This window comes from Pseudomonas piscis, assembly GCF_009380155.1.
GTDB lineage: Bacteria > Pseudomonadota > Gammaproteobacteria > Pseudomonadales > Pseudomonadaceae > Aquipseudomonas > Aquipseudomonas piscis.
This window is the reverse complement of sequence record NZ_WHUV01000001.1, coordinates 693,717-714,516: the sequence shown is the minus strand read 5'-3', so window position 1 is coordinate 714,516 and position 20,800 is coordinate 693,717. Positions and strand designations below refer to the sequence as shown.

Below are 20,800 nucleotides of genomic sequence, written 5' to 3'. Positions count from 1 at the left end.
TAGGTGATGGGTTATTCCACGTTGTAGCTAAAGGTCGCGGTGAACCGTTGCTTGTTCTTGCCCGAGAAGGCGTCCGCCGGGAACGGCGAGACTTTTTCCACGCGGCGCAAACTGGTTTGCGCGGCACGGTTGAGCAACATGTTCGGCGCCTTGTTTTCGATGCCACTGTCGAGCACGTTGCCGGCCCGATCGACTTCCAGCCAGATCACCACATCGCCCTGGGGACGCTGCAACGAGGCCTCGCGGCCGCTGGGGTATTGCTTGTGCTTTTCCAGTTCCTTGCGCAAAGCGGCGGTGTACAGGCTTTCCTTGATGGCACTGGCCGGCGCCGCGGGTGCTGGAGCCGGTGCTGGGGCCGGTGTCGCCACCGGGGGTCTTGGCGCCTCGGCCACGATGGGCTGCGGCGCCGGGGTGCTCTTGGCCACTTGTGCCGGGGCCGGTTTAGGCGCCACGGGCTTGGCTGGCTCGGGCTTGGCCACCAGCGGCTTGGGTACCACGGGCTTGGGCTTGACCACCGGCTTGGGCTTGGGCGGCTCGATCACCAGGGGCTCTTCATCCGGCACCACCACCGGCGGCTCGGGCTCGAGGGGCAACGGCTCCGGCTCGGGCGGTGGCGGCTCGGCCACGGCCAATAGTTCGCTGGCATCCACCAGGGCCACTTCCACGGTGCTTTCGTCGTACACCGGCGTGATCTGCAATCGCTGCAACTGGCTGCTGTAGATCACCAGCAACAGAAGGCCGGCCGGCAGCAGGCATGCCAGCAGCTTGCGGGTTCGATAGAGACTGAACATGGCGTCAGGACTTGCGCGTGGCGATGGAGACGGACGAGAAACCATTGCCCTTGAGCAGGTCCATCACCGCTACCAGGCGCTTGACCTCCACGCCCTGGTCGCTGTTGATGATGATCACCAGCTTTTCGCTGCCGGTATTGAGCATCTTGAGTTGCGCCAGCAGGGCACCTTCATCCAGGTCCTGGCCATCGAGTTGCAGGCGCTCCTGCAGGCCCAGGGTGATGACCGCCTTGTTTTGCGGTTTCAACTGTTGCGCGGTACTGGCGACCGGCAACTGCGTCTTGATCCCCACGGCCGGGATCACGTTGAGACTGATGAGTACGAAGAACACCAAGAGAAACATCATCACATCGATCATCGGGATGATTTCGATATGGGCTTTTTTCTTTTTAGCTACATCCCAGCTGCGCATCGACTTGCTCCTGCTTCAGCCATCCCTCCCCTACGAGAGCTGAATCACAACCCTCTCCGATCCTGACCATGTGCTCAGGAATGCGCAGATCATCCGCGCCTCGTGTAACGGTTTAGTGACAGAACGAAGTGATATCGATGAATGTTCGGGAGCTCTGGAACAGGCTTCTCAGCGCAGGACGAGCAGCCTGCCGAACATCTTGTGCTGGCGAAAACCCAGCACTGCCTGCAGGGAGTCGAGGACCGCTTGCGGGTCCTTGCTGGAGAAGCTGCCGCTGACTCGGCGCTGGGCCAATTGCGAGTCGAGCAACAGGATGCGCCCCGGGAAATAACGCCGCAGGTCCGCGACCACCTCGGCCAATGGTGCGTGGTAGTAGTTCAGCCAACCCTGGCGCCAGGCCAGTTGCGCTTCGCTGTCGGTCCCATGCAACGGCGCGGCCTGGCCCTGGCCATAGGCCACTTGCTGGCCGGCGCCAAGCACTTGCTGGGGCGCGCCCTCGGCCGGCGTGACCCCGACCCGCCCGGACAGCACCGTGACCTGGGCGCCCTGGGGTTGCAGGCGCACTTCGAACTGGGTGCCCAGGACCCGGGCCTCGCCTTGCTCGGCGCTCACCACGAAAGACTCGCCGGTATGACTGACCTGGAAGAACGCGGCGCCACGGCGCAGTTGGACGTGCCGCTGGCCATGGCTGAAGTCCACGGCGATGGCGCTGTCGGCGTCCAGGGTCACTTGGCTGGCATCGGCCAGGGTCACGGTGCGCACCTGGCCCGGGGCCGACACGTAGTCGGCGCCCAGGTCGTCGACCCAGCGCCCCGGCTGCCACCCGGCGCCCAGGGTCACGGCCAGCAACAAGCTGGCAGCCAGCGCCAGGCCCACCGACCAGCGGCGCCGGGCCCGCCCCCTGGCCCCGTCCATCTGCCGCAGCAAGCCTTGCAGGGCCTGGTCCTCTTCGGCGGCCAGGGTCCGCGCCGGCTGCTCGCTCAACTCCCATAGCACCTGGACCTGGGCATAGGCTTCGACATGGGCCGGGTCGGCTTGCAGCCATTGGCTGAAAGTCGCCTGGTCGCCACTGCTGGGCTGGTCGTGGAGCAGGCTCAGCCAGGCCAGGGCGGCCTGTTCCTGAGCGGGCGTCGGGGTGACGGTGGAGCGCTGGTTCACGGGGCATTCCTTGGCGTACGCGTGGTCGAGGGCTCCCGCAGGCTGGCCTTGCAGGCTTCGAGGGCGCGCATCATATGTTTTTCCACGGCGCTTTGGGACAGGTCCATCGCCTTGGCGATCTCGGCGTACTTGCGCCCATGGATACGATTGAGCAGGAAGATCTGCCGGGTACGCTGGGGCAGGCCGCGCAAGGCCGCCTCCACATGGCGCAGATCGTTACCGGCCTCCAGCACGGCCTGGGGCTCGAGAGCGTGCTGGTCTTGCTGCTCCGGCACCCAGCCGGCGCTGACCCGGACTCGCGCTCCTTCGCTACGCAGGTGGTCGATGGCGATATTGCCGGCGCAGCGCAGCAGGTAGGTGCTCAGTTCCTCGACCTGGACCAGGGGCCGGCGCCAGAAGCGCAGGAACAACTCTTGCACCAGGTCCGCAGCGGTGGCCCGGCAACCGACCCGGCGACTGACCAGGGCCTCCATCTGCGCCCGCTGGGACAGGAACACCTGGAGAAAATGCGCACGAGTGCCCTGCGGGTCGGAGCGATCCAGCTCTGTGGGTTCCGGCGGCAGGATATTCATCGCAGGCGCAGCACTCAGAATTGGGCCAGGGCCGCCAGCGGACTGGCCAACAGGCTCGCGCCCGCCATGGACAGCACCAGGCGCGGGCGGTACGGCAGCAGCCAGACCAGCAGCAAGGCGCTGCACATCAACACCGCGCACCACTGCACCAGCCCCAGGCTCCAGCCGGTGTCTTGCACTGCGGCCACCAGCGACAGCCCCAGCAGCAGCCAGCCGCCCAGGCGCAGGCCCTGGCGACGGCGGGCGCTGGGCTTGCTGCCCAGCACCTCACCGTGGTGCCGATCCAGGGACAGGCACAAACCGGTGAAGCCGGCATAACAGAGCAACAGGGCCAGGAGCATTCAATCCACCTCGGTTTCAGCGGCCCGAGAGCGGGCCCGGGACTGGTTGGCGACAGGAGCCCGGGCGGCGCGTTGCATCTTGTACGCGGCCCAGGCCAGGAACAGGCCACTGGCCAGGCAAGCCAGGTCGAAGCCGGCCCGGGTCCAGTCCCCACGACTGAGGAAACCATCGGCCAGGTTCGGCGCGGTCAAGGCATCGAGCAGCGGAATGCCGGCCAGCAACAAGGCCGCCAGCGCCAACTGCTCGATCCAGGCCCGGCGCCCACGACGCAATGCCGCATGCAACAGGCCCAGGCCCCAGGCGCTGAAGAAGCTGTTGACCTCCCAGTCGGCACGCTCGGCGAAGCCGGCCGGCAGCAGGCGGTTGGCCCAGAAGAACGCCGCCACCGCCAGCACCAGCCCGGACATGCTGGCGATGTTCAGCACCTCCACCAGGCGCAGCTCGAAGGGCATGACCGGGCTCTTGGCGTGCTTGAGTTGGCGCTTGCCGAGCCAGATCACCAGCCCGGTGCCGATCATCGCGGTGCTGGCCAGGCCACAGATGAAGTACAACCAGCGCAGCACCGGCCCGGCGAACACCCCCATGTGCAGCCCATAGAAGCTGCCGCCGATGGCCTTGGGCAGAGACTGCCCGGGACTTTCCGACAAGGGCTGGCCGGTGACGCCGTTGAACGCCAGCGCACTGCCGAAGTTGCGGGCCACCTGGTCGGCCCCATGGCGCATGACCTGCACCGAGGCGTTCGCATCCCCGGGATTGTTCACTACCACCCGCTGCGCACGCCCACCCGACCAGTGCTGCAAGGCTTGCCTGAGCATCGGTTGCAAGGGCGCCAGCGGCGCTGGCTCACCGGCAGCCGGGGTGTTGCGGGCTGCCGGTTGCAGGTCCTGGAAAAAGGCATTGTTGTCGCCCTTGTAGGCGATCAAGACGCCCGCCGGCATGACCATGGACATGAAGATCACCAGGCTGCTGTAGGTGATCATCAGGTGGAACGGCAGCACCAGCACGCCCAATGCGTTGTGCCCGTCGAGCCAGGTGCGCTGGCCCTTGCGCGGGCGGAAGGTGAAGAAGTCCTTGAAGATCTTCTTGTGGATGATGATCCCGCTGACCAGCGCCACCAGCATCACCATGGCCGCCATGGTCGATAGCCAGCGACCCCACGGATAGGGCATCTGCAATTGGAAGTGGAAGCGATAGAAGAACTCGCCACCCCGGGTATCTCGCGCATGCAGCTCGCTGCCCGTGGCCGGGTCCAGCAGCTTCTCGCTGAAGTCGCCGCGCTCGCCGGGTTTGCCCGGTGCCTGCCAGGCCACCGACAGGGCCGGCTCACGGGCGTCGGGCAGGCCGATGAACCAGCGTTGCGCGCCCTGGCCATGCTGCTCCAGGTAGCGCTGGGCCAGGCCCAGGCTGGCCTCGGCGTCCAGGGCCCGGGCCGGGATCTCGGGCTGCATCCAGTGGCTGATCTCGTGCTTGAAATAGGACAGGGTCCCGGTGAGGAAGATGGCGAACAGCAGCCAGCCGAACAGCAATCCGCTCCAGGTGTGCAACCAGGCCATGGATTGGCGCAAACCCTCTTTCATGGCAGGGCCGCCCAATAGGCGCTGCCAGCCACCAACGCCAGCACCAGGCAAGGCAGGAGCAAGCCGAACCAGGCATGCCAGGCGCTGCGGCAGGCGAAGCACCAGATCACCGCCAGCAGGTAGAACAGGAACGAACTCATCATCGCGCTGAGCACCGCGTCGACCTTGGACAACGGCAGCAGCAAGGTCAGGCAGGCGCAGGCCAGCGCCGCCAGCAGGTAGCCGCCCAGGACCGCGGCGCAGACCCTTGATGCCACTGCCAGACGATAGGAAGCGGGAATTCCGCCGGCCTTGCTTTTCATGTTCGGACCTTGCAGCAAAAGAAAGCCCGGGGCGCATGCCCGGGCACAGAAGGCGGACAATATTAATGATAAATATTCTCATACGCAAAAAGCACTGAGAGTCATCGCCCTGCCCGTCCATCCGCGCCAATTGCCGAAGCTCATATCGCCCCACTACAATGCGAACAATTCTCGTTACCTTATGCGTCTTGTCAGTGCAGGAGCGTCCGGCTTGTCCCATTCCGCTACCGTCGAAGGTCTCTACCTGGCCCATCACAGTTGGTTGAACACCTGGTTGCGGCGCCGCCTCGGCTGCCCCGACAGTGCCGCCGACCTGACCCAGGACACTTTCATCCGGGTGCTGGGCGCCCGGGAAGCCCCGCTCCTCGTCGAACCCCGGGCCTTCCTCACCACCATCGCCAAGCGCGTGCTGTGCAATCACTACCGGCGCCAGGACCTGGAGCGCGCCTATCTGGAAGCCCTGGCGCAGTTGCCCGAGCAGGTCGCGCCTTCGGAAGAAGAACGGGCGATCATCCTGCAGACCCTGCAGGAGCTGGACAGCCTGCTCGATGGCCTGCCACCCCAGGTCAAGCGTGCGTTCCTGCTGTGCCAACTGGATGGCCTGGGCTACGCCGAGATCGGCCGCGAGCTGGGTATTTCCATCGCCACGGTCAAGCGCCACCTGAACAAGGCGGCCATGCGCTGCTACTTCGCCCTTTGAGAGCGCCGATGAATCCCCACCTCAATGCCCAAGCTGAGTTCAGCAACCAGGTCGCCGAGCAGGCGGTGCACTGGTTGATCGAGATGCAGGACGGCCCGTTGGATCCGCGCCAGCAGCAGGCCTGGCAGCAGTGGCACGACGCCCACAGCGAACATCAGCGGGCATGGGCCCATATCCTGCGGGTCAACCAGCGTTTGCGCGGCTTGCCCTCGCCCCTGGCCCATGCCGCCTTGAATGCCCCGAGGTCCAGCGGCCGGCGCCAGGCTCTCAAGCTGCTGCTGGTCCTGGGGGTCGGTTCCGCGGCGGCCTGGAACCTGCGCGAGCACAACCCGCTACCGCCGTTGCTGGCGGACTACAGCAGCGCCCGGGGCCAGCGGCGCAAGCTGCAGCTTAGCGACGGCAGCCAGTTGCAGCTCAACACCAGCAGCGCGGTGGATGTGCGCTTCGACAGCCAGCAACGGCTGATCCGCCTGCTGGAAGGCGAAATCATGCTCAGCGCCGGCAAGGACCCACGGCCACTGGTGGTGCAAAGCGCCGAGGGCCTGGTGAAGACCAGCGCCGCACGCTTGAACCTGCGCCAGTTCAGCGGCCACAGCCAACTGGCGGTGTATGCCGGCGCCGCCCGTGTGGAGCCCGGGACCTACAGCGCCGCGCCTCCCCAGGTAGCGGCCGGGCAGCAGCTGGACTTTCGCCGCGACGGCTGGGACGCTCCCCGCGCCCTGGAGGCCGGCAGCGGCGCCTGGAGCGAGGGCATGCTGGTGGCGGCCCACATGCGCCTGGCGGACTTCCTCGACGAGCTGGGACGTTATCGCCGGGGCCGCTTGCACTGCGATGCCCAAGTGGCGGACCTGCTGATTTCCGGCAGCTACCCCCTGGATGACAGCGAACGGATCCTCGACCTGTTGCAGGTCAGCCTGCCAGTCCGGGTGCGCCGCTTCACCCGTTACTGGGTCAACGTCGAGGCTCGCGCCTGACCCCTGTAGCCGCTGTCGAGCCCCGACGAGGTAGCACACAGGCGCGCAGCGGCCGCCAGATCCAGCGGCTCGTGCCCAACCGTGCGCAGCCTGCGGCAGCGGCTACACGAAGCGATAGACAACCCGTCTGTACACCACTGGAACATTTTTTTGATGAGACATGAGCCGTTTTGCCAGGCTCGGGTGACAAGAAGGGAAAGCCACCTTGATTCTTCCTTCTCAGGATCGCCATCGATGACTCAGCAACCCTCTCGCCCCACGCCCCTGGCCCGCTCACTGCGTCACCTGCTGCTGGGGGCCAGCCTGGGCCTGGCCAGCCTGTCCCAGCTCCAGGCCGCCGAGGTGGCGGGCAAGTCCTACCACATCGCCCCGATGTCCCTGGAAAGCGCGCTGAACCAGTTCGGCCGTGAAGCAGGCGTGCTGATTTCCTTCGGCTCGCAACTCACCAGTGGTGTGCAGAGCCACGGCCTGGATGGGCAATACAGCACCGAACAGGCCTTGCAGATCCTCCTGCAGGGTACTGGCCTGCAAGCCCGGGCCGAGGGCGGCAATGCCTTCAGCCTGCAACCGGCAACACCCGGGGCAGCAGCCACCCTGCAACTGGGTGCTTCCAGCGTGGTCGGCGATTGGCTGGGCGATGCCCGCCAGGTCGATGTCTTCGAGCATGCCGGGGCGCGGGACGTGATCCGCCGTGAAGAGTTCGAGCGCCAGGGCGCCACCCAGGCGCGGGACGTGCTCAACCGGATTCCCGGGGTCAACGCACCGGACAACAACGGCACCGGCAGCCATGACATGGCGCTGAACTTCGGCATCCGCGGGCTCAACCCACGCCTGGCTTCGCGCTCCACGGTGCTGATGGATGGCATCCCGGTGCCGTTCGCCCCTTATGGCCAGCCCCAGCTGTCGTTCGCACCCATCAGCATGGGCAACATGGACGCCGTGGACGTGGTGCGTGGCGGCGGTGCCGTGCGCTACGGCCCGCAGAACGTCGGCGGCATCGTCAACTTCGTGACCCGGGCGATTCCCGAGACGCCGACCTTCAAGGGCGGCTTCCAGACCGAGACCAGCCCCTCCTCCAGCCATGACGGTTTCAAGACCAGCGCCAACCTGCTGGCTGGCGGCACTGCCGACAATGGCCTGGGCGGCGCGCTGCTGTACTCCGGCACCCGCGGCGGCGATTGGCGCGAACACAGCGGCACGCGGATCGACGACCTGATCCTCAAGGGCAAGTACCAGCTCGACGAAGCCAACAGCCTCAACGCCATGGCCCAATACTATGAAGGCGAGGCCGACATGCCCGGCGGCCTCAACGTTGCGGACTACAAGGCCAACCCTTATCAATCGACCCGCCCCTACGACAAGTTCTGGGGCCGGCGGACGATGTTCAACCTCGGCTATCGCTACCAGGAGGATCGCCGCGAATTCACCGTCAACAGTTTCTTCACCAAGACCCTGCGCAGCGGCTACCTGGACCAGGGCAGCTTCCTCTCCCTGTCGCCCCGGGAATACTGGGTGCGCGGCCTGGAGACGCGCCTCGCCCAGGGCTTCGACCTGGGCAACAGTAGCCACGAAGTGGGGATCGGCTATCGCTACATCAACGAAGCCGGGCACGAGCTGCGCTACCGCACGCCCATCAGCGCCAACCAGCAGCTGCCCACCAGCAACAGCCGCAACGACCGCGACACCCGTGGCGGCACCGAGGCCCACGCATTGTTCGTCGATGACCGCATCGATATCGGCAAGTGGACCCTGACCCCGGGCATCCGCTACGAAATGATCGAGTCGCAGCAAAGCAACAACCTCAGCAACGTCAAGTACAAGGGCAACTACAACACCGCGCTACCAGCATTGAACGTGATGTACCACGTCGACGAAAACTGGAATCTCTACGCCAACACCGAGGGCTCGTTCGGCAGCGTGCAGTACAGCCAGATGCCCAACCGGGTGGCCAGCGGTGAGGTGAAGCCGGAAAAGGCCCGCACCTGGGAAATCGGCACTCGCTACGACGATGGCACCCTGCGCGCCGAGCTGGGCGCCTTCGTGATCAATTTCGACAACCAGTACGACAGCAACCAGACCAACGATACGGTGATCGCCCGTGGGCAAACGCGGCACCAGGGCATCGAGAACAGCATCAACTACGCCCTCGACGGCCTGGATCCGGCATTGGCCGGGTTCAATGTCTATGCCACCTATGCCTACGTCGACGCCACCATCCGCGAGGACGGGCCGAACAAAGGCAATCGCGTGCCCTTCTCGTCCAAGCACAAGGGCACCCTGGGGGTGAGCTACACCGAAGGTCCGTGGAAGCTCAACTTCGACAGCAGCTACCAGAGCAGCCAGTTCGCCGACAACGCCAACACCTCCCGCGAAAGCCTCGACGGCAGCAATGGACGCATTCCCGGCTACATGCTGTTCAGCACCCGCGCCGGCTATGACTTCGGGCCGCAACTGTCGGACCTGAACGTGGCGGTGGGGGTGAAGAACATCTTCAACCACCAGTACTTCACCCGCTCCTTCGACGACAACAACAAGGGCAAGTACGTGGGCGAGCCGCGGACCCTGTACGTGCAGACGTCGGTCGCGTTCTAAGGCCCCACAAAAGAAAACGGGCCTGCAATGCAGGCCCGTCGGGTCGAGGGAAAATCCAGCTATCAGCTATTGAGCGCAGCCTGCTGGTTTTCCAGGAATTCTTCTTCGAGCAGGGCATCCGCCTCGCTGCCGTCATTGTCGGACACTACTGCCGGGCGCTTGGCGCGCAACTTGCCGAACATGTGCTCCAGGGCACTTTCCAGCTTGACGGTGGCGCCGTCGATGGCCTGCTCCAGGGTATCGGCCTTGTGGGTCACGGAAATCGGCTGGTGCCCCTTGGGCCGGGCCTCGAGCTGGCAACGCAGGTCATCGGGACCCGACTTGCCGCCATTCTCGTCACGTAGATGGACCACCACCCGGGTCAGGTCTTCCTCGTAACGTTCGAGCGTGCTTTCAACGGTGCTGCGCACCCACTCCTCCATCCGAAGGCTGCTTTGAATATGGTTATCGCTATGGACTTGGATTTGCATAGTTCTTCCCTTATTTCAGCTTGCTCGCAAGAGGCCTGGAACCTGGCTTTGACCAGCATTTCGTGACCTCTTGATTACACAATTAGGCACGGCGAAGAACATTTCAACCCCTGGAAAAATATAAATATTCATACGCAAATAAAGCCGGACAAACCGCCAGGGCGCTGTTAGTGTGGGGAGTCAGCCGCGCTTGCGACACGACTTGAAACAGCTCATTCCTGCCCCTCTCCCAGGGGGTGCAGGCCGCGAAATATCTCCGCTTCCTCCACCAGCCAGTCATGCACCGCCCGCACCCCGGGGTGGCTCAGTGCGCCTGGCGCATAAAGCAGCACGTAACGCTTGTGATTGGGCACCGCGAGGCCGAACGGCACGATCAGGGTGCCGCGCTCCAGCTCGTCGTTGAGCAGGGTGCGCCGGGCGATCGCCACGCCCATGCCGGCGATCGCCGCTTCGATGGTCAGGTGGTTACGGTTGAAGGTATGGCCGCGACGCACATCGGCGCCTTCGAAGCCGATGGCATTGAGGTAGAACTCCCATTCGGCATATTCGTAGCTGCCGCGCCAGGCGGTGATGTCGTGCAGCAGCGGAAAGTGCGCCAGGTCCGCCGGACCGTGCAACGGTGGCCGCCCGCGCAGCAGGCTCGGCGCGCACACCGGGAAGATCTGCTCGTCCAGCAGGGCGGTGGATTGCAGGCCCGGATAGCTGCCGTCGTTCAGGTCGATGGCCAGGTCGAAGTCACCCTCATGCAGCGCCACGCTGCTGTCCTCCGCCACCAGCCGCAACTGGATCTCCGGATAGCGCTGCTGCAGGCGCGGCAGACGCGGAGTCAGCCACTTGCCGAGGAACGACGGGATCGAGCGCAGGCGCAAGGTGCCGCCGATCATGCCCGCATCCAGGCGGCGCAATTCGGCGTCGATGCTGCCGTAGGCCTCGCTCACTGTCAGGGCCAGGCGCTGGCCCTCGGCGCTGAGTTCGACACCCCGGGCCCGGCGGTGGAACAGGCGAAACCCCAGGCGCTCTTCGAGCTGGCGGATCTGCTGGCTCACCGCCCCGGGAGTGATGTGCAACTCCTCGGCACAGCGGGTGAAGGACAGGTGCCGCGCGGCACAGGAAAACACATGCAGCCAGACATAGGTCTGGGCATGAAACTGACGACTCATCGTTTAGTCCTGCTAAATGATCTCTTAGGAAATTTCGTTGGTCACTGCTGACCGAGGTTGGCAGTATCGCCGACATTGCGCTTGGCCTACAAAAAATGGCAGCGATCTACCTTCCATTGCTTGTAAGGCTTTAGCATGGCTATCAGTGTTTTCGATCTGTTCAAAGTTGGCATCGGTCCGTCCAGTTCCCATACCGTCGGCCCGATGCGCGCCGCCGCGACCTTTGCCCAGGCGCTGTTCGAGCAGGGCCTGCAAGAGCAGGTGCGGCGAGTGCAGATCCGCCTCTACGGCTCCCTCTCCGCCACCGGTGTCGGCCACGCCACCGACCGCGCCAGCGTCATGGGCCTGATGGGCGAATGGCCGGACAGCATCGATCCGCGCAGCATCGGTCCACGCATCCAGCAACTGCGAGAAAGCGGCCAGTTGCTGCTGGGCGGCCGCTCGAGCATCGCCTTCGACTGGCGGCAGGACTTGCTCCTGCTGGACGAGAGCCTGCCCTACCATCCCAACGCCATGACCCTGGTCGCCCTGGGCGAACACGGCGCACTGCTGGAACAGACCTACTACTCGGTGGGCGGTGGTTTCATCGTCGAGGCCGCGCAGGTCGAGGCCGGGACCGAAGCTGGCGCCAGCGTGCAACTGCCCTACGACTTCAACAGCGCCGCCGAGCTGCTGGCCCTGTGCAAGACCCACAACCTGCGGGTCGGCGAGTTGATGATGGCCAACGAGCGGGCCTGGCGCAGTGACGCCGAGATCCGCAGCGGCCTGCTGCACATCTGGTCGGTGATGCGCGAATGCGTGGAACAGGGCCTGAGCCACGAAGGCATCCTGCCCGGCGGGCTCGACGTGCCACGCCGCGCCGCCAAGCTGCATCGCAACCTGCTGGAGATCGGCAAGCCCAACGTCATCACCTCGACCCTGTCGGCCATGGAGTGGGTCAACCTCTACGCCCTGGCGGTGAACGAAGAGAACGCCGCCGGCGGGCGCATGGTCACCGCCCCCACCAACGGCGCGGCAGGGATCATCCCGGCGGTGCTGCACTACTACATGAAATTCAACCCGCAAGCCTGCGACGACGATGTCGTGAGCTTTTTCCTCGGCGCCGCCGCAGTGGGCATCCTGTGCAAGAAGAACGCCTCGATCTCCGGCGCCGAAGTCGGCTGCCAGGGCGAGGTGGGTTCGGCCTGCGCCATGGCCGCAGCCGGCCTGGCGGAAGTCCTGGGAGCCACCCCGGAACAACTGGAAAACGCCGCCGAGATCGGTCTGGAGCACAACCTCGGCCTGACCTGCGATCCGGTGGGCGGCCTGGTGCAAGTGCCCTGCATCGAGCGCAACGCGATTGCCGCGGTGAAGGCGATCAACGCCACCCAGATGGCCCTGCGCGGCGATGGCCAGCATTTCATTTCCCTGGACCGGGTGATCCGCACCATGCGCGATACCGGCGCCGACATGCATGACAAATACAAAGAGACTTCACGGGGCGGCCTGGCGGTGAGCTGGGTGGAATGCTGAGGAGCCTTCCCTGACCGTCCGTAACACGTGAGCCCGAGCAAGAATAATAACGAGGCGATACCGATGACCGATGTACCCACACCTGCTACTCAAAATCCTGCCGTAGCGACACCCCGCGACAGCGCGCCAGCCTCCCGGGGCTGGAGCAAGCACGACACCACCTGGATGCTCGGCCTGTATGGCACCGCCATCGGCGCCGGCACCCTGTTCCTGCCGATCAACGCCGGGGTCGGCGGCTTCTGGCCGATGATCGTGCTGGCGCTGCTGGCCTTCCCCATGACCTTCTTCGCCCACCGTGGGCTGGCCCGCTTCGTCCTGTCCGGGCGCTCCGGGGACATCACCGAGGTGGTGGAAGAACACTTCGGGGTCGGCGCCGGCAAGCTGATCACCTTGCTCTACTTCTTCGCCATCTTCCCGATCCTGCTGGTGTACAGCGTGGCCCTGACCAACACCCTGGGCAGCTTCATGGAACACCAGCTGCACATGGCCCCGCCGCCGCGGGCGGTGCTGTCGCTGTTGCTGATCCTGGGCCTGATGGCCATCGTGCGCTGCGGCCAGGGCGTGATCGTGCGGGCCATGAGCCTGCTGGTCTACCCTTTCGTCGCCGCCCTGCTGTTGCTGGCCCTGAGCCTGATCCCCAATTGGAACGGCGCGTTCTTCGCCTCCGCCGGCGACGGCATGTCCATGCCGCTGTTCCTCAAGACCCTGTGGCTGGCGATCCCGGTGATGGTGTTTTCGTTCAACCATTCGCCGATCATCTCGGCCTTCGCCGTGGACCAGAAGCGCCACTATGGCCAGCAGGCTGAACGCAAGAGCAGCGGCATCCTGGCCATGGCCCACGCCATGATGGTGCTGACGGTGATGTTCTTCTGCTTCAGTTGCGTGCTGGCCCTGTCGCCGGCGGACCTGGCTGCAGCCAAGGCGCAGAACATCTCGATCCTGTCGTACCTGGCCAACCACTTCCAGACCCCGGTCATCGCCTACGCCGCGCCACTGATCGCGCTGGTAGCCATTACCAAGTCGTTCCTGGGCCACTACATCGGCGCCAGCGAAGGCTTCCAGGGGCTGATCGTGAAAAGCCTGCGCGGTCGCGGCCGCGCCCTGTCCTCCAGCCACCTGGAAAAGCTCACCGCGTTGTTCATGGTGCTCAGCTGCTGGGCAGTGGCGACCTTCAATCCGAGCATCCTGGGCATGATCGAGACCCTGGGCGGCCCGGTGATCGCCTGCCTGCTGTTCCTGATGCCGATGTATGCGATCCAGCGCGTACCGTCGCTGCGCCAGTACTCGGGCCAGCTGTCGAACCTGTTCGTGGTACTGATCGGGCTGATCGCACTGTCGGCGATCATCTTCTCCTTCCTGCCCTGAAACGGGGCGACAACGAAAAAGCGGACCTTGCGGTCCGCTTTTTTTTGCTCCCGGATTCATTGGTCGGCGCCGGCCGCGGCATGCCCCTTGCTTGATCGCCCGAGAGGCGCACGGATGCCGGCAAGCCTCGACGAACGACCGGCCAGCGGTCCGCAATTGCGAACTAATCTCGCACCCGGCCGGTCAATGTCTGCACGATCCCAGCAGGCGGTGACGCGACATGGACAACCCATTGCAATTGATTACCGACACTTTCGCTCCCCAGTACCAGGTCAACCTGAGCATCCAGGGCCTGGACGGCAGCATGATGCTGACCCTGTCCCAGGCCGGCCAGGTGGTGGCCAAGCGCCTGATCAGCTCGGCCCAGCGCAGCGACCCGCAACGCATCGAACGCCTGGTGCAGAGCATCCAGTTCGGTATCGCCATCGAGCAAGGCCACAGCGCCATGGCGATCCTCCAGGCCATGACCAACGGCGACCGCCTACCCCTGCCGCCGCCGGCAAACCAGGCAGCGCAGGCGCAGGCGCGACCTCACTAGATCTCGCCTTTCTCCACTTCCGGATGCTCGCTGGAACCCTCGCCGACCTTGCGTTGCGGGTGTTCGATCTTCACCGAGGGAAATTGCGAGGACGCGTAGCGCACCACCAGCACGGCAAAGGCCAACAGCAGGATGCCGCCGCACAGGTAGATGATCCCCAGGTCCGGCGGATTGTGGTGGGAGACGTTGGAGATCAGCAGCCGGGTCAATGCCGTGATCGCCACGTAGATCAGGAAACGCACCGGCATGTGGTTGGTCTTGAAGTAGATACCGACCATCGCGCCCAATTCCAGGTAGATGAACAGCAGCAGGATGTCGTCGATCTTGATGTGGCCTTCCTCGAGCATCTGCAGGAATTCCATCACCGCCGCCCAGGCGGTCACCGCGCCGATGGCGAACAGCGCCAGGTAGTGGAACGATTCGACGAACAGGTTGCCCAGGGACTCGGCCAACTGATGGACGTTCTGCCGCAGGTTTTCGGCCCAATTGATTTTCACGATGGTTATTCCTTAGGTCGTTTCGACCGGATGATGCGCGAGGGACGTGACGGTTGTCCTGCATGCAGAAAAAAGGCCAGGGGCACGTCATTGAGATGGCGAGCATTGCCAGCGAGGCACGTACCCGACAGCAACTACTGCTGGGATCAATGGCCGGGGAAAAAAATCCGTCTACATTGAAAAGCCACTATCCAAGGGAAAAGGTTTCGCCTATTCTCTCGAGCCTGTATATCGATACAGTATTTGTACCGACCCATTATCGTGAAGGCATGTGAGGTGGTGAATGGCCGTCGAAGTGGTATACCGCAGCAGCCGAGATCTGGAGCGCTTGTTCATGGATAAAGCCGAAGCTGACCGTCATGACAAGATGCTCGAACTGGCTGAAGTGCTGGCGCAGGTGCTGCAAAAAGCGGTGCCGTCGCTGACCGAGCAACAAGTGGAAGAAGCCGGCATCTACATGGCCAAGAATCGCGATGTATTCGCCAAGGCCTTCAAGAGCCAGCCGGATGCGCTGAACGAACTGCTCAGCGAGGCGGCGCCAGCCGTGGCGCCGGTCGAGAAGGAGCAGCCCGTCGAGGTGGAGGCGCCAGCCAAGCCGGCGAAAGCGGCCAAGGCCGCGAAATAGGCTTGCCCCGATCAAAAAGCCCTGCGTCCACGACACAGGGCTTTTTTTCATGCCTGGGAATGGAGTTGCCATCCGATGGCGTTTGCCCTGTAACGCCTTTGCGTACTCGCCACGCTCACGGAGCAGGTTCCCACACCCTGCACCGTGCCGGGCAATACCCGGACGCGATGTCCATGGCCTCGAGGATGCGGTCTTCTTCAGCGCCAACTGCCTCGAGCCGAAGGTGGGCAAGACGGTCGTATACAACCTGCGCTGAAAACCCGCGCTCCCTGTACAACACCAGGACCTGGCGGATCGCCTGAAGATCCAGAGCGCTGTGCAGCACCCGGGTCAGCTGTTGATCCAATCCGTCGTCGAGCACTTCAGCCATCGTCCAATACATTCCCCGTGTGGTCGGCCGCAGCAATGGTTGGCCATTGCCCGCCAACCGCTGCAGATACCGATGTTACATAAAACCAGCATCAGGTTACCGCTGCCTAGCGATAGAGCACCCGCTCCGCCAGTTCGTCGGCGATGCGTGCCGGCGAGCGCTTTTCCGCCTGGGCATGGGCGAAGATCTCGGTCAGGCGCAGGCTGATCTGCGACAGGTGGGCGGTGATCACCGGCAGTTCCTCGTTATGGTGCTTGAGCGACACGTAGATCAGCCCTCCGGAATTGATCACGTAGTCCGGAGCGTAGAGGATGCCACGCCGCTCCAGCTGGTCGGCGACCTGCAGGTTGGTCAGCTGGTTGTTGGCAGAACCGGCCACTGCCGAACAGCGCAACTGCGCCACGCTGCGGCTATTGAGCACCGCACCCAGGCCACAGGGCGCGAGGATGTCGCAAGGGGTACTGAGCAAGGCGTCGTTGGCCACCGGATGCGCGCCCAACTGTTCCATGGCCAGCTGGACCTTGCCGGAGTCGATGTCGCTGACCAGCAATTCGGCGCCAGCGGCATGCAACTGCTCGGCCAGGGCATAACCGACATTGCCCAGGCCCTGGATCGCCACCCGCAAGCCCTCGAGGTTATCGCTGCCCAGGCGTGCCATGGCAGTGCTGCGAATACCGGCGAACACCCCCATGGCCGCATGGGGCGCCGGGTCGCCAGCGGCGCTGGTACTGGTGACGTAACGAGTCTGCTGGGCGATGCAGTCCATGTCGGCCACCGAGGTGCCGCTATCGATGGCGGTGATGTAGCGTCCGTCCAGTTGCTCGACGCAACGGCCGAAGGCTTCGAACAGCGCTGCACGATTTTCCACATGGGCCGGGCGAATGATCACGGCGGTGCCACCGCCCTGGGGCAGGCCGGCCAGCGCCGCCTTGTAGCTCATGCCCTGGGCCAGGCGCGCGGCATCGGCCACGGCACTGGCATCGTCGGGATAGGGCAGATAACGACAACCGCCCAAGGCAGGCCCCAGGCGGTTGTCGTGGATGGCGATCACTGCTTTCAACCCGGTCGCGGGGTCGATACTCAGATGCAGCGATTCAAGGCGGGTGCTGTGCATGAGAGCGAACATCGACGGGCTCCCGAATCACTTCTTGTAGTCGCCAGTATAGGCTTGCGCCTGAAAATTGCTGCGCCGCGCAGGAATAAGCCGCCCGGCTTTGCAACCTTGGGGAAATAACCAATGGCGATGGTCGCAACACTGGACGAAGCGCCGGGACGGGGCTAAAACGAGGCATTCGCCGGAGGTTGCCATGAACCCGCGCCAAGCCTTTTTCGCCTGCCTGCACCGCTCGCCACCGGCCCTGCTGGAAGCCGCGCTATGGATCGCCGCCGAACACGAACCACAACTGGTGCCGGGCCAGTTGCTGGAGGAGTTCAAGCATATCCAGCAGCAGATCGGCGGCAGCCTGCCGTCGCTGCCTGCCAGCGAACTGGGCCAGCCCCTGCTGCGGCGGATGAACGACCTGGAATTCCAGCAGGACGAGTACCTGCCGCTGCGGCCCCAGGCAGCACTGATGGACAAGGTTCTCGAACGGCGTCGCGGGCAGCCCCTGGCCCTGGCCCTGATCGCCCTTGAACTGGCGCAGCGGCTGCATATTCCCCTGGTGGGGGTGAATTTTCCCGGCCACTTCCTGCTGCGGGTGCCCGGCGCCGACCACCTGCTGGACCCTTGCGGCGGGCGCCGCCTGTACCCCAACGACTGCCGCGAACTGCTGCAACGCCAATACGGCGATCACCTCAAGCTCAAGGCCGAACACCTGGCCAGCGCCGAACCACGACAGATGTTCCAGCGTCTGTCGCGCAACCTGCGCCAGTTGCACCTGGCCCATGACGACTTGCTCGGCGCCCTGGTCGACGCCGAGCGGGTGCTGGAACTGGGCGATGGCAACGCCGCCGACTACCTGGCCCGGGCCAGCCTCTACCAGCGCCTGGAATGCCCCAATGCCGAACGCTTCGACCTGGAGCGCGCCCTGTTGCTCAGTGAGGACCCGATCCAGCGCCTGCGCCTGACCGAGCGCCTGGGGCACCTGCCGCCGGCGAACAAAGTGGTGCACTGAGCACGGCAAGGCATGACAGCGCCTTTGGCGCCCAGGCATGATGGCCGGCCCACTCCAAGGAATGGACCGAGCATGCTGATCAGAAAAGCCCACGGCGGCGACGCGCAACGAGTCTTCGACATACGTAACCAGGCCATCAACCATCAATGCGCGGGGTACTACCCGGCTGCCGACCTGCAAGTGTGGACCGCTGGCAACCTTGGCCAGTCCTTCATCGAATGGCTGGAAAGCAACGGGCACGTGGCGGTCATCGACGGCCAGGTCGCCGCCAGTGCCATCCTCGACCTTGAGTCAGGCCAGGTCGATGCGGTCTTCGTCGACCCGGCCTACATGGGCCGCGGGATCGGCCGGCAGATGATGGACTACCTCGAACAGCAGGCCCTGCAGGCCGGCTTGTCGCACCTGATCCTGGACTCGACCCTGAATGCCGCGGACTTCTACCGCCAGTGCGGCTTCGTCGGCGAGCGCGTCGCCCAGTACCAGTCACCCCGGGGCCTGACCCTGGCCTGTGTGCCGATGATCAAGCACCTGGCCTGCTGACCCGCTCTCCCCTCAGGACTTGAGCGGTGCCTGCAACGGCTGCGCCGCGCCTGTGCCGCCGTCGCTCCCTTCGGAGGGTGCACGCACCCGGATGATCAGCAACGCGGCCAGCAGGGCCGGCACCGCGCAGAAGAAGAAAATCTGCTGCACCGGGATATGCATCGCCAGCAACATGCTGCCCAGCAGCGGCCCGAGGATCGAACCGAAGCGCCCCACTCCCAGCGCCCAGCCGGTACCGGTGGCACGCACCTGGGCCGGATAGAAGTTGCTGGCAAAGGCATTCAGGGTCAGCTGCCCGCCGATGATGCAAAAGCCCGCGGCGAACACGAACACCACCAGGTACCGCGGGTTGTCGTGGTTCAACCCCAGCAGCACGGTGCACAGCGCCGCCAGGGCGAGCACTGCGGACAACAGCCGCACCTTGCGCTTGAGACGATCGGCGACCCAGGCCATGCAGATCGCCCCCAAGGTTCCGGCGAACAGGAACATCGAAGTCACCAGGTTGGCCTGCTTCAAGGCCAGGCCGCTTTCCAGCAGCAGGGTCGGCAGCCAGCTGATCATGAAATACAGCAGGATCAGGCTGACGAAGAAGGTCGACCAGATCAGCAGCGTCGGCCGCGCATACCCCTGGCGGAACAGCTCCACCACCGTGAACTTGCCACCGGTTTGTTGCTGGCCCTCATCGCCGCTCGCCATTGGCGGCTGCCAGTCCGGCAGCATGCGCGCGCTGAGCTTGCGCAGGCGCGCATAGGGTGGCGCATCGCGCAGCAGGCGTGGCAGGGATTCGGGCAAGCGCCAGAGCAGGAACGGGAACAGCAGCAACGGGGTCACGCCGCCCGCCAGGAACACCGCCTCCCAGCCGAAGCGATCGATGAAGCCGGCCGCGACGAAACCGCCGGCCGCACCACCGAAGGAGAAACCGCAGGCGGCCAGGGTCACCATCAGGGTGCGCAGGCGCGGCGGCGAATATTCGGACATCAGCGCCATGGCGCTGGGCATCGCCCCACCCATGCCAATACCGCAGATAAAGCGCGCGGCCATGAGGCTGTCCAGGGATTGGCTGAACACCATCAACACCGTCAGGCTGGCGTAGATCAGCACGCAGCCCAGGAGGATCCGGCGCACGCCGAAACGATCCGCCAGGGGCGTCACCGCCAGGGAGCCCAGGGTCAGGCCCAGCAGGTTGGCACTGAACACCGGGCCGAAGGCGGCTTTCTCCAGGCCCCAGTCCTGGGCCAGGGCCGGTACCACGTAGCCCAGGACCTGGGCGTCGTAGCCATCGGTGACCAGCAGCAAGGCGAGGAGCAACAACAACGACCACTGATAGCCGGACACCGGGCGGGCGTCGAGCGCAGCGCGAAAGCTGGCAATCTGGTTTTGCATCGCAAGGTACCTGTTCGGTTTCTTATGGTTATGGAGGGTGATGCGAGAGGCGCCTGGGCAGATCCTCTGGTGGTGGGACTCAAGATCCTGCAGCAGCTCCAAAGCGGCTGCAGGGGCCGGGTGCGCCCTGGGCCAGGGCGTCCAGGGTCAGGCCGGAGTGTCGGGCTGGTTGGCCGGGTGCGCGGCCTGGAACGCCGGATGCTCGGCAGCCAGCGCGGCCACCCGGCGAATCCGCGGGTAGGCCTCCAACGACACCTTGAAGCGCTCGGCGGCGTACAGCTGCGGGATCAGGAACACATCGGCCAGTCCCGGCTGCTCGCCGAAACAGAAGCCGGCATCGCCGATCAGTTGTTCCAGGGCTGCCAGGCCCTGGCTGATCCAGTGGTCGATCCACACCAGCAACTGCGCCTCCTCATGGCCCCATTCACGCAGCAGGTTCTGCGTGCTGGAGTTGTGCAAGGGATGCACGTCGCAACCGATGATGGACGCCACGGCCCGGGCACGGGCACGGCCGACCAGATCCTCGGGCAACAGCGGCACCTGTGGATAACGCTCCTCCAGGTACTCGATGATCGCCAGCGACTGGATCAGCAGGTCGCCCTGGTCGGTACGCAGGGCCGGAACCCGGCCCTGGGGGTTGATCTCCAGGTACTCCGGCAGGCGGTTGGCGCCGCCCTTGGGCACCAGCAGGTTGACCGGGATGGCCTGGTAGTCCAGGCCCTTGAGGCCCAGGGCGATCCGCACCCGGTAGGACGCGGTGGAACGGTAATAGGTATAAAGCTCCATACTGCACTCCCCTTAGCGGG

23 protein-coding genes and 1 pseudogene are annotated in these 20,800 nt (G+C 64.7%); 10 read left to right on the top strand and 14 right to left on the bottom strand.

Annotated elements, in window-relative coordinates:
* Positions 1–11 precede the first annotated feature (11 nt).
* The 7 genes from GDH07_RS03360 to GDH07_RS03330 form a co-directional block, all read right to left on the bottom strand.
* Positions 12–791, bottom strand: a complete 780-nt coding sequence (locus GDH07_RS03360) for an energy transducer TonB family protein (RefSeq protein WP_152896677.1) — start codon at positions 789–791, stop codon at positions 12–14.
* 4 nt (positions 792–795) lie between these two features.
* Positions 796–1,203: an ExbD/TolR family protein gene (locus GDH07_RS03355; protein ID WP_152896676.1), complete on the bottom strand. Its 408-nt coding sequence runs from the start codon at positions 1,201–1,203 to the stop codon at positions 796–798.
* A gap of 168 nt (positions 1,204–1,371) precedes the next feature.
* Positions 1,372–2,361, bottom strand: coding sequence for a FecR family protein (locus tag GDH07_RS03350; RefSeq protein WP_343038123.1), 990 nt, complete (start codon positions 2,359–2,361; stop codon positions 1,372–1,374).
* Positions 2,358–2,933: an RNA polymerase sigma factor gene (locus GDH07_RS03345; RefSeq protein ID WP_022642392.1), complete on the bottom strand. Its 576-nt coding sequence runs from the start codon at positions 2,931–2,933 to the stop codon at positions 2,358–2,360. Before GDH07_RS03345 ends, GDH07_RS03350 begins: the two co-directional genes overlap by 4 nt.
* Positions 2,934–2,947: 14 nt before the next feature.
* Positions 2,948–3,274: a DUF3325 domain-containing protein gene (locus GDH07_RS03340; protein WP_022642391.1), complete on the bottom strand. Its 327-nt coding sequence runs from the start codon at positions 3,272–3,274 to the stop codon at positions 2,948–2,950.
* Complete coding sequence (locus GDH07_RS03335; RefSeq protein WP_152896674.1) at positions 3,275–4,852, bottom strand: PepSY-associated TM helix domain-containing protein; 1,578 nt, start codon at positions 4,850–4,852, stop codon at positions 3,275–3,277.
* Positions 4,849–5,154 (bottom strand): DUF3649 domain-containing protein, encoded by a 306-nt coding sequence (locus tag GDH07_RS03330; RefSeq protein WP_152896673.1) that lies wholly within the window; start codon positions 5,152–5,154, stop codon positions 4,849–4,851. Before GDH07_RS03330 ends, GDH07_RS03335 begins: the two co-directional genes overlap by 4 nt.
* A gap of 211 nt (positions 5,155–5,365) precedes the next feature.
* Here GDH07_RS03330 and GDH07_RS03325 point away from each other — a divergent pair, with 211 nt between their 5' ends.
* The 3 genes from GDH07_RS03325 to fecA all read left to right on the top strand — a co-directional run bounded on the left by GDH07_RS03325 (position 5,366) and on the right by fecA (position 9,420).
* Positions 5,366–5,854: a sigma-70 family RNA polymerase sigma factor gene (locus GDH07_RS03325; RefSeq protein WP_152896672.1), complete on the top strand. Its 489-nt coding sequence runs from the start codon at positions 5,366–5,368 to the stop codon at positions 5,852–5,854.
* An 8-nt stretch (positions 5,855–5,862) separates the two neighbouring features.
* The gene (locus tag GDH07_RS03320) at positions 5,863–6,828 is read left to right on the top strand and encodes a FecR domain-containing protein (protein WP_022642387.1); all 966 of its coding nucleotides are present in this window, start codon (positions 5,863–5,865) and stop codon (positions 6,826–6,828) included.
* Positions 6,829–7,062: 234 nt separating this feature from the next.
* The gene (gene fecA, locus GDH07_RS03315) at positions 7,063–9,420 is read left to right on the top strand and encodes a TonB-dependent Fe(3+) dicitrate receptor FecA (protein WP_152896671.1); all 2,358 of its coding nucleotides are present in this window, start codon (positions 7,063–7,065) and stop codon (positions 9,418–9,420) included.
* 62 nt (positions 9,421–9,482) lie between these two features.
* Here fecA and GDH07_RS03310 read toward each other — a convergent pair whose 3' ends face one another.
* Both GDH07_RS03310 and GDH07_RS03305 read right to left on the bottom strand, forming a co-directional pair.
* Complete coding sequence (locus tag GDH07_RS03310) at positions 9,483–9,890, bottom strand: HPF/RaiA family ribosome-associated protein (RefSeq protein ID WP_152896670.1); 408 nt, start codon at positions 9,888–9,890, stop codon at positions 9,483–9,485.
* Positions 9,891–10,102: 212 nt separating this feature from the next.
* Complete coding sequence (locus GDH07_RS03305; RefSeq protein WP_053134202.1) at positions 10,103–11,050, bottom strand: LysR substrate-binding domain-containing protein; 948 nt, start codon at positions 11,048–11,050, stop codon at positions 10,103–10,105.
* A 135-nt stretch (positions 11,051–11,185) separates the two neighbouring features.
* Here GDH07_RS03305 and GDH07_RS03300 point away from each other — a divergent pair, with 135 nt between their 5' ends.
* The 3 genes from GDH07_RS03300 to GDH07_RS03290 all read left to right on the top strand — a co-directional run bounded on the left by GDH07_RS03300 (position 11,186) and on the right by GDH07_RS03290 (position 14,465).
* Positions 11,186–12,562 carry an L-serine ammonia-lyase gene (locus tag GDH07_RS03300; protein WP_022642383.1) on the top strand — a complete coding sequence of 459 codons (1,377 nt, stop codon included), beginning with the start codon at positions 11,186–11,188 and terminating at the stop codon, positions 12,560–12,562.
* Positions 12,563–12,625: 63 nt separating this feature from the next.
* Entirely contained in the window at positions 12,626–13,927 is a 1,302-nt protein-coding gene (locus GDH07_RS03295) for a serine/threonine transporter (protein WP_152896669.1), read from the top strand.
* Between the two features lie 220 nt (positions 13,928–14,147).
* Positions 14,148–14,465: a DUF3509 domain-containing protein gene (locus GDH07_RS03290; protein WP_085596274.1), complete on the top strand. Its 318-nt coding sequence runs from the start codon at positions 14,148–14,150 to the stop codon at positions 14,463–14,465.
* Here GDH07_RS03290 and GDH07_RS03285 read toward each other — a convergent pair.
* Positions 14,462–14,962, bottom strand: a complete 501-nt coding sequence (locus GDH07_RS03285; protein ID WP_022642380.1) for a phosphate-starvation-inducible protein PsiE — start codon at positions 14,960–14,962, stop codon at positions 14,462–14,464. The two genes, GDH07_RS03290 and GDH07_RS03285, sit on opposite strands and share 4 nt — an antisense overlap.
* Before the next feature lie 62 nt (positions 14,963–15,024).
* Between GDH07_RS03285 and GDH07_RS03280 the strand changes: the two genes are divergently transcribed.
* Together GDH07_RS03280 and GDH07_RS03275 are read left to right on the top strand one after the other, a co-directional pair.
* Entirely contained in the window at positions 15,025–15,237 is a 213-nt protein-coding gene (locus tag GDH07_RS03280; RefSeq protein WP_152896668.1) for a hypothetical protein, read from the top strand.
* A gap of 8 nt (positions 15,238–15,245) precedes the next feature.
* Positions 15,246–15,500, top strand: a pseudogene (locus GDH07_RS03275) (YebG family protein); the annotation flags it as partial.
* A 202-nt stretch (positions 15,501–15,702) separates the two neighbouring features.
* Here GDH07_RS03275 and GDH07_RS03270 read toward each other — a convergent pair.
* Both GDH07_RS03270 and GDH07_RS03265 read right to left on the bottom strand, forming a co-directional pair.
* A complete protein-coding gene (locus tag GDH07_RS03270) occupies positions 15,703–15,957 on the bottom strand; it encodes a hypothetical protein (RefSeq protein WP_152896667.1) in 255 nt (84 codons plus the stop codon).
* Between the two features lie 106 nt (positions 15,958–16,063).
* Positions 16,064–17,083, bottom strand: coding sequence for a Glu/Leu/Phe/Val dehydrogenase family protein (locus tag GDH07_RS03265; RefSeq protein ID WP_031320914.1), 1,020 nt, complete (start codon positions 17,081–17,083; stop codon positions 16,064–16,066).
* Between the two features lie 181 nt (positions 17,084–17,264).
* Here GDH07_RS03265 and GDH07_RS03260 point away from each other — a divergent pair, with 181 nt between their 5' ends.
* Together GDH07_RS03260 and GDH07_RS03255 are read left to right on the top strand one after the other, a co-directional pair.
* The gene (locus GDH07_RS03260; RefSeq protein WP_022642376.1) at positions 17,265–18,071 is read left to right on the top strand and encodes a SirB1 family protein; all 807 of its coding nucleotides are present in this window, start codon (positions 17,265–17,267) and stop codon (positions 18,069–18,071) included.
* Positions 18,072–18,143: 72 nt separating this feature from the next.
* Positions 18,144–18,611: a GNAT family N-acetyltransferase gene (locus GDH07_RS03255; RefSeq protein WP_152896666.1), complete on the top strand. Its 468-nt coding sequence runs from the start codon at positions 18,144–18,146 to the stop codon at positions 18,609–18,611.
* Positions 18,612–18,623: 12 nt separating this feature from the next.
* Here the strand turns inward: GDH07_RS03255 and GDH07_RS03250 are convergent, their stop codons facing one another.
* Together GDH07_RS03250 and maiA are read right to left on the bottom strand one after the other, a co-directional pair.
* Complete coding sequence (locus tag GDH07_RS03250; protein ID WP_022642374.1) at positions 18,624–19,994, bottom strand: MFS transporter; 1,371 nt, start codon at positions 19,992–19,994, stop codon at positions 18,624–18,626.
* Between the two features lie 147 nt (positions 19,995–20,141).
* Positions 20,142–20,780 carry a maleylacetoacetate isomerase gene (maiA, locus tag GDH07_RS03245; protein ID WP_022642373.1) on the bottom strand — a complete coding sequence of 213 codons (639 nt, stop codon included), beginning with the start codon at positions 20,778–20,780 and terminating at the stop codon, positions 20,142–20,144.
* Between the last annotated feature and the right edge of the window lie 20 nt (positions 20,781–20,800).

Excerpts from the sequence above, each read along its gene's own strand:
- GDH07_RS03360 (WP_152896677.1), bottom strand. The coding sequence starts at position 791 with ATGTTCAGTCTCTATCGAACCCGCAAGCTGCTGGCATGCCTGCTGCCG.
- GDH07_RS03355 (WP_152896676.1), bottom strand. The coding sequence starts at position 1,203 with ATGCGCAGCTGGGATGTAGCTAAAAAGAAAAAAGCCCATATCGAAATC.
- GDH07_RS03345 (WP_022642392.1), bottom strand. The coding sequence starts at position 2,933 with ATGAATATCCTGCCGCCGGAACCCACAGAGCTGGATCGCTCCGACCCG.
- GDH07_RS03340 (WP_022642391.1), bottom strand. The coding sequence starts at position 3,274 with ATGCTCCTGGCCCTGTTGCTCTGTTATGCCGGCTTCACCGGTTTGTGC.
- GDH07_RS03335 (WP_152896674.1), bottom strand. The coding sequence starts at position 4,852 with ATGAAAGAGGGTTTGCGCCAATCCATGGCCTGGTTGCACACCTGGAGC.
- GDH07_RS03330 (WP_152896673.1), bottom strand. The coding sequence starts at position 5,154 with ATGAAAAGCAAGGCCGGCGGAATTCCCGCTTCCTATCGTCTGGCAGTG.
- GDH07_RS03320 (WP_022642387.1), top strand. The coding sequence starts at position 5,863 with ATGAATCCCCACCTCAATGCCCAAGCTGAGTTCAGCAACCAGGTCGCC.
- fecA (WP_152896671.1), top strand. The coding sequence starts at position 7,063 with ATGACTCAGCAACCCTCTCGCCCCACGCCCCTGGCCCGCTCACTGCGT.
- GDH07_RS03310 (WP_152896670.1), bottom strand. The coding sequence starts at position 9,890 with ATGCAAATCCAAGTCCATAGCGATAACCATATTCAAAGCAGCCTTCGG.
- GDH07_RS03305 (WP_053134202.1), bottom strand. The coding sequence starts at position 11,050 with ATGAGTCGTCAGTTTCATGCCCAGACCTATGTCTGGCTGCATGTGTTT.
- GDH07_RS03300 (WP_022642383.1), top strand. The coding sequence starts at position 11,186 with ATGGCTATCAGTGTTTTCGATCTGTTCAAAGTTGGCATCGGTCCGTCC.
- GDH07_RS03295 (WP_152896669.1), top strand. The coding sequence starts at position 12,626 with ATGACCGATGTACCCACACCTGCTACTCAAAATCCTGCCGTAGCGACA.
- GDH07_RS03290 (WP_085596274.1), top strand. The coding sequence starts at position 14,148 with ATGGACAACCCATTGCAATTGATTACCGACACTTTCGCTCCCCAGTAC.
- GDH07_RS03280 (WP_152896668.1), top strand. The coding sequence starts at position 15,025 with ATGCAGAAAAAAGGCCAGGGGCACGTCATTGAGATGGCGAGCATTGCC.
- GDH07_RS03270 (WP_152896667.1), bottom strand. The coding sequence starts at position 15,957 with ATGGCTGAAGTGCTCGACGACGGATTGGATCAACAGCTGACCCGGGTG.
- GDH07_RS03265 (WP_031320914.1), bottom strand. The coding sequence starts at position 17,083 with ATGTTCGCTCTCATGCACAGCACCCGCCTTGAATCGCTGCATCTGAGT.
- GDH07_RS03260 (WP_022642376.1), top strand. The coding sequence starts at position 17,265 with ATGAACCCGCGCCAAGCCTTTTTCGCCTGCCTGCACCGCTCGCCACCG.
- GDH07_RS03255 (WP_152896666.1), top strand. The coding sequence starts at position 18,144 with ATGCTGATCAGAAAAGCCCACGGCGGCGACGCGCAACGAGTCTTCGAC.
- GDH07_RS03250 (WP_022642374.1), bottom strand. The coding sequence starts at position 19,994 with ATGCAAAACCAGATTGCCAGCTTTCGCGCTGCGCTCGACGCCCGCCCG.
- maiA (WP_022642373.1), bottom strand. The coding sequence starts at position 20,780 with ATGGAGCTTTATACCTATTACCGTTCCACCGCGTCCTACCGGGTGCGG.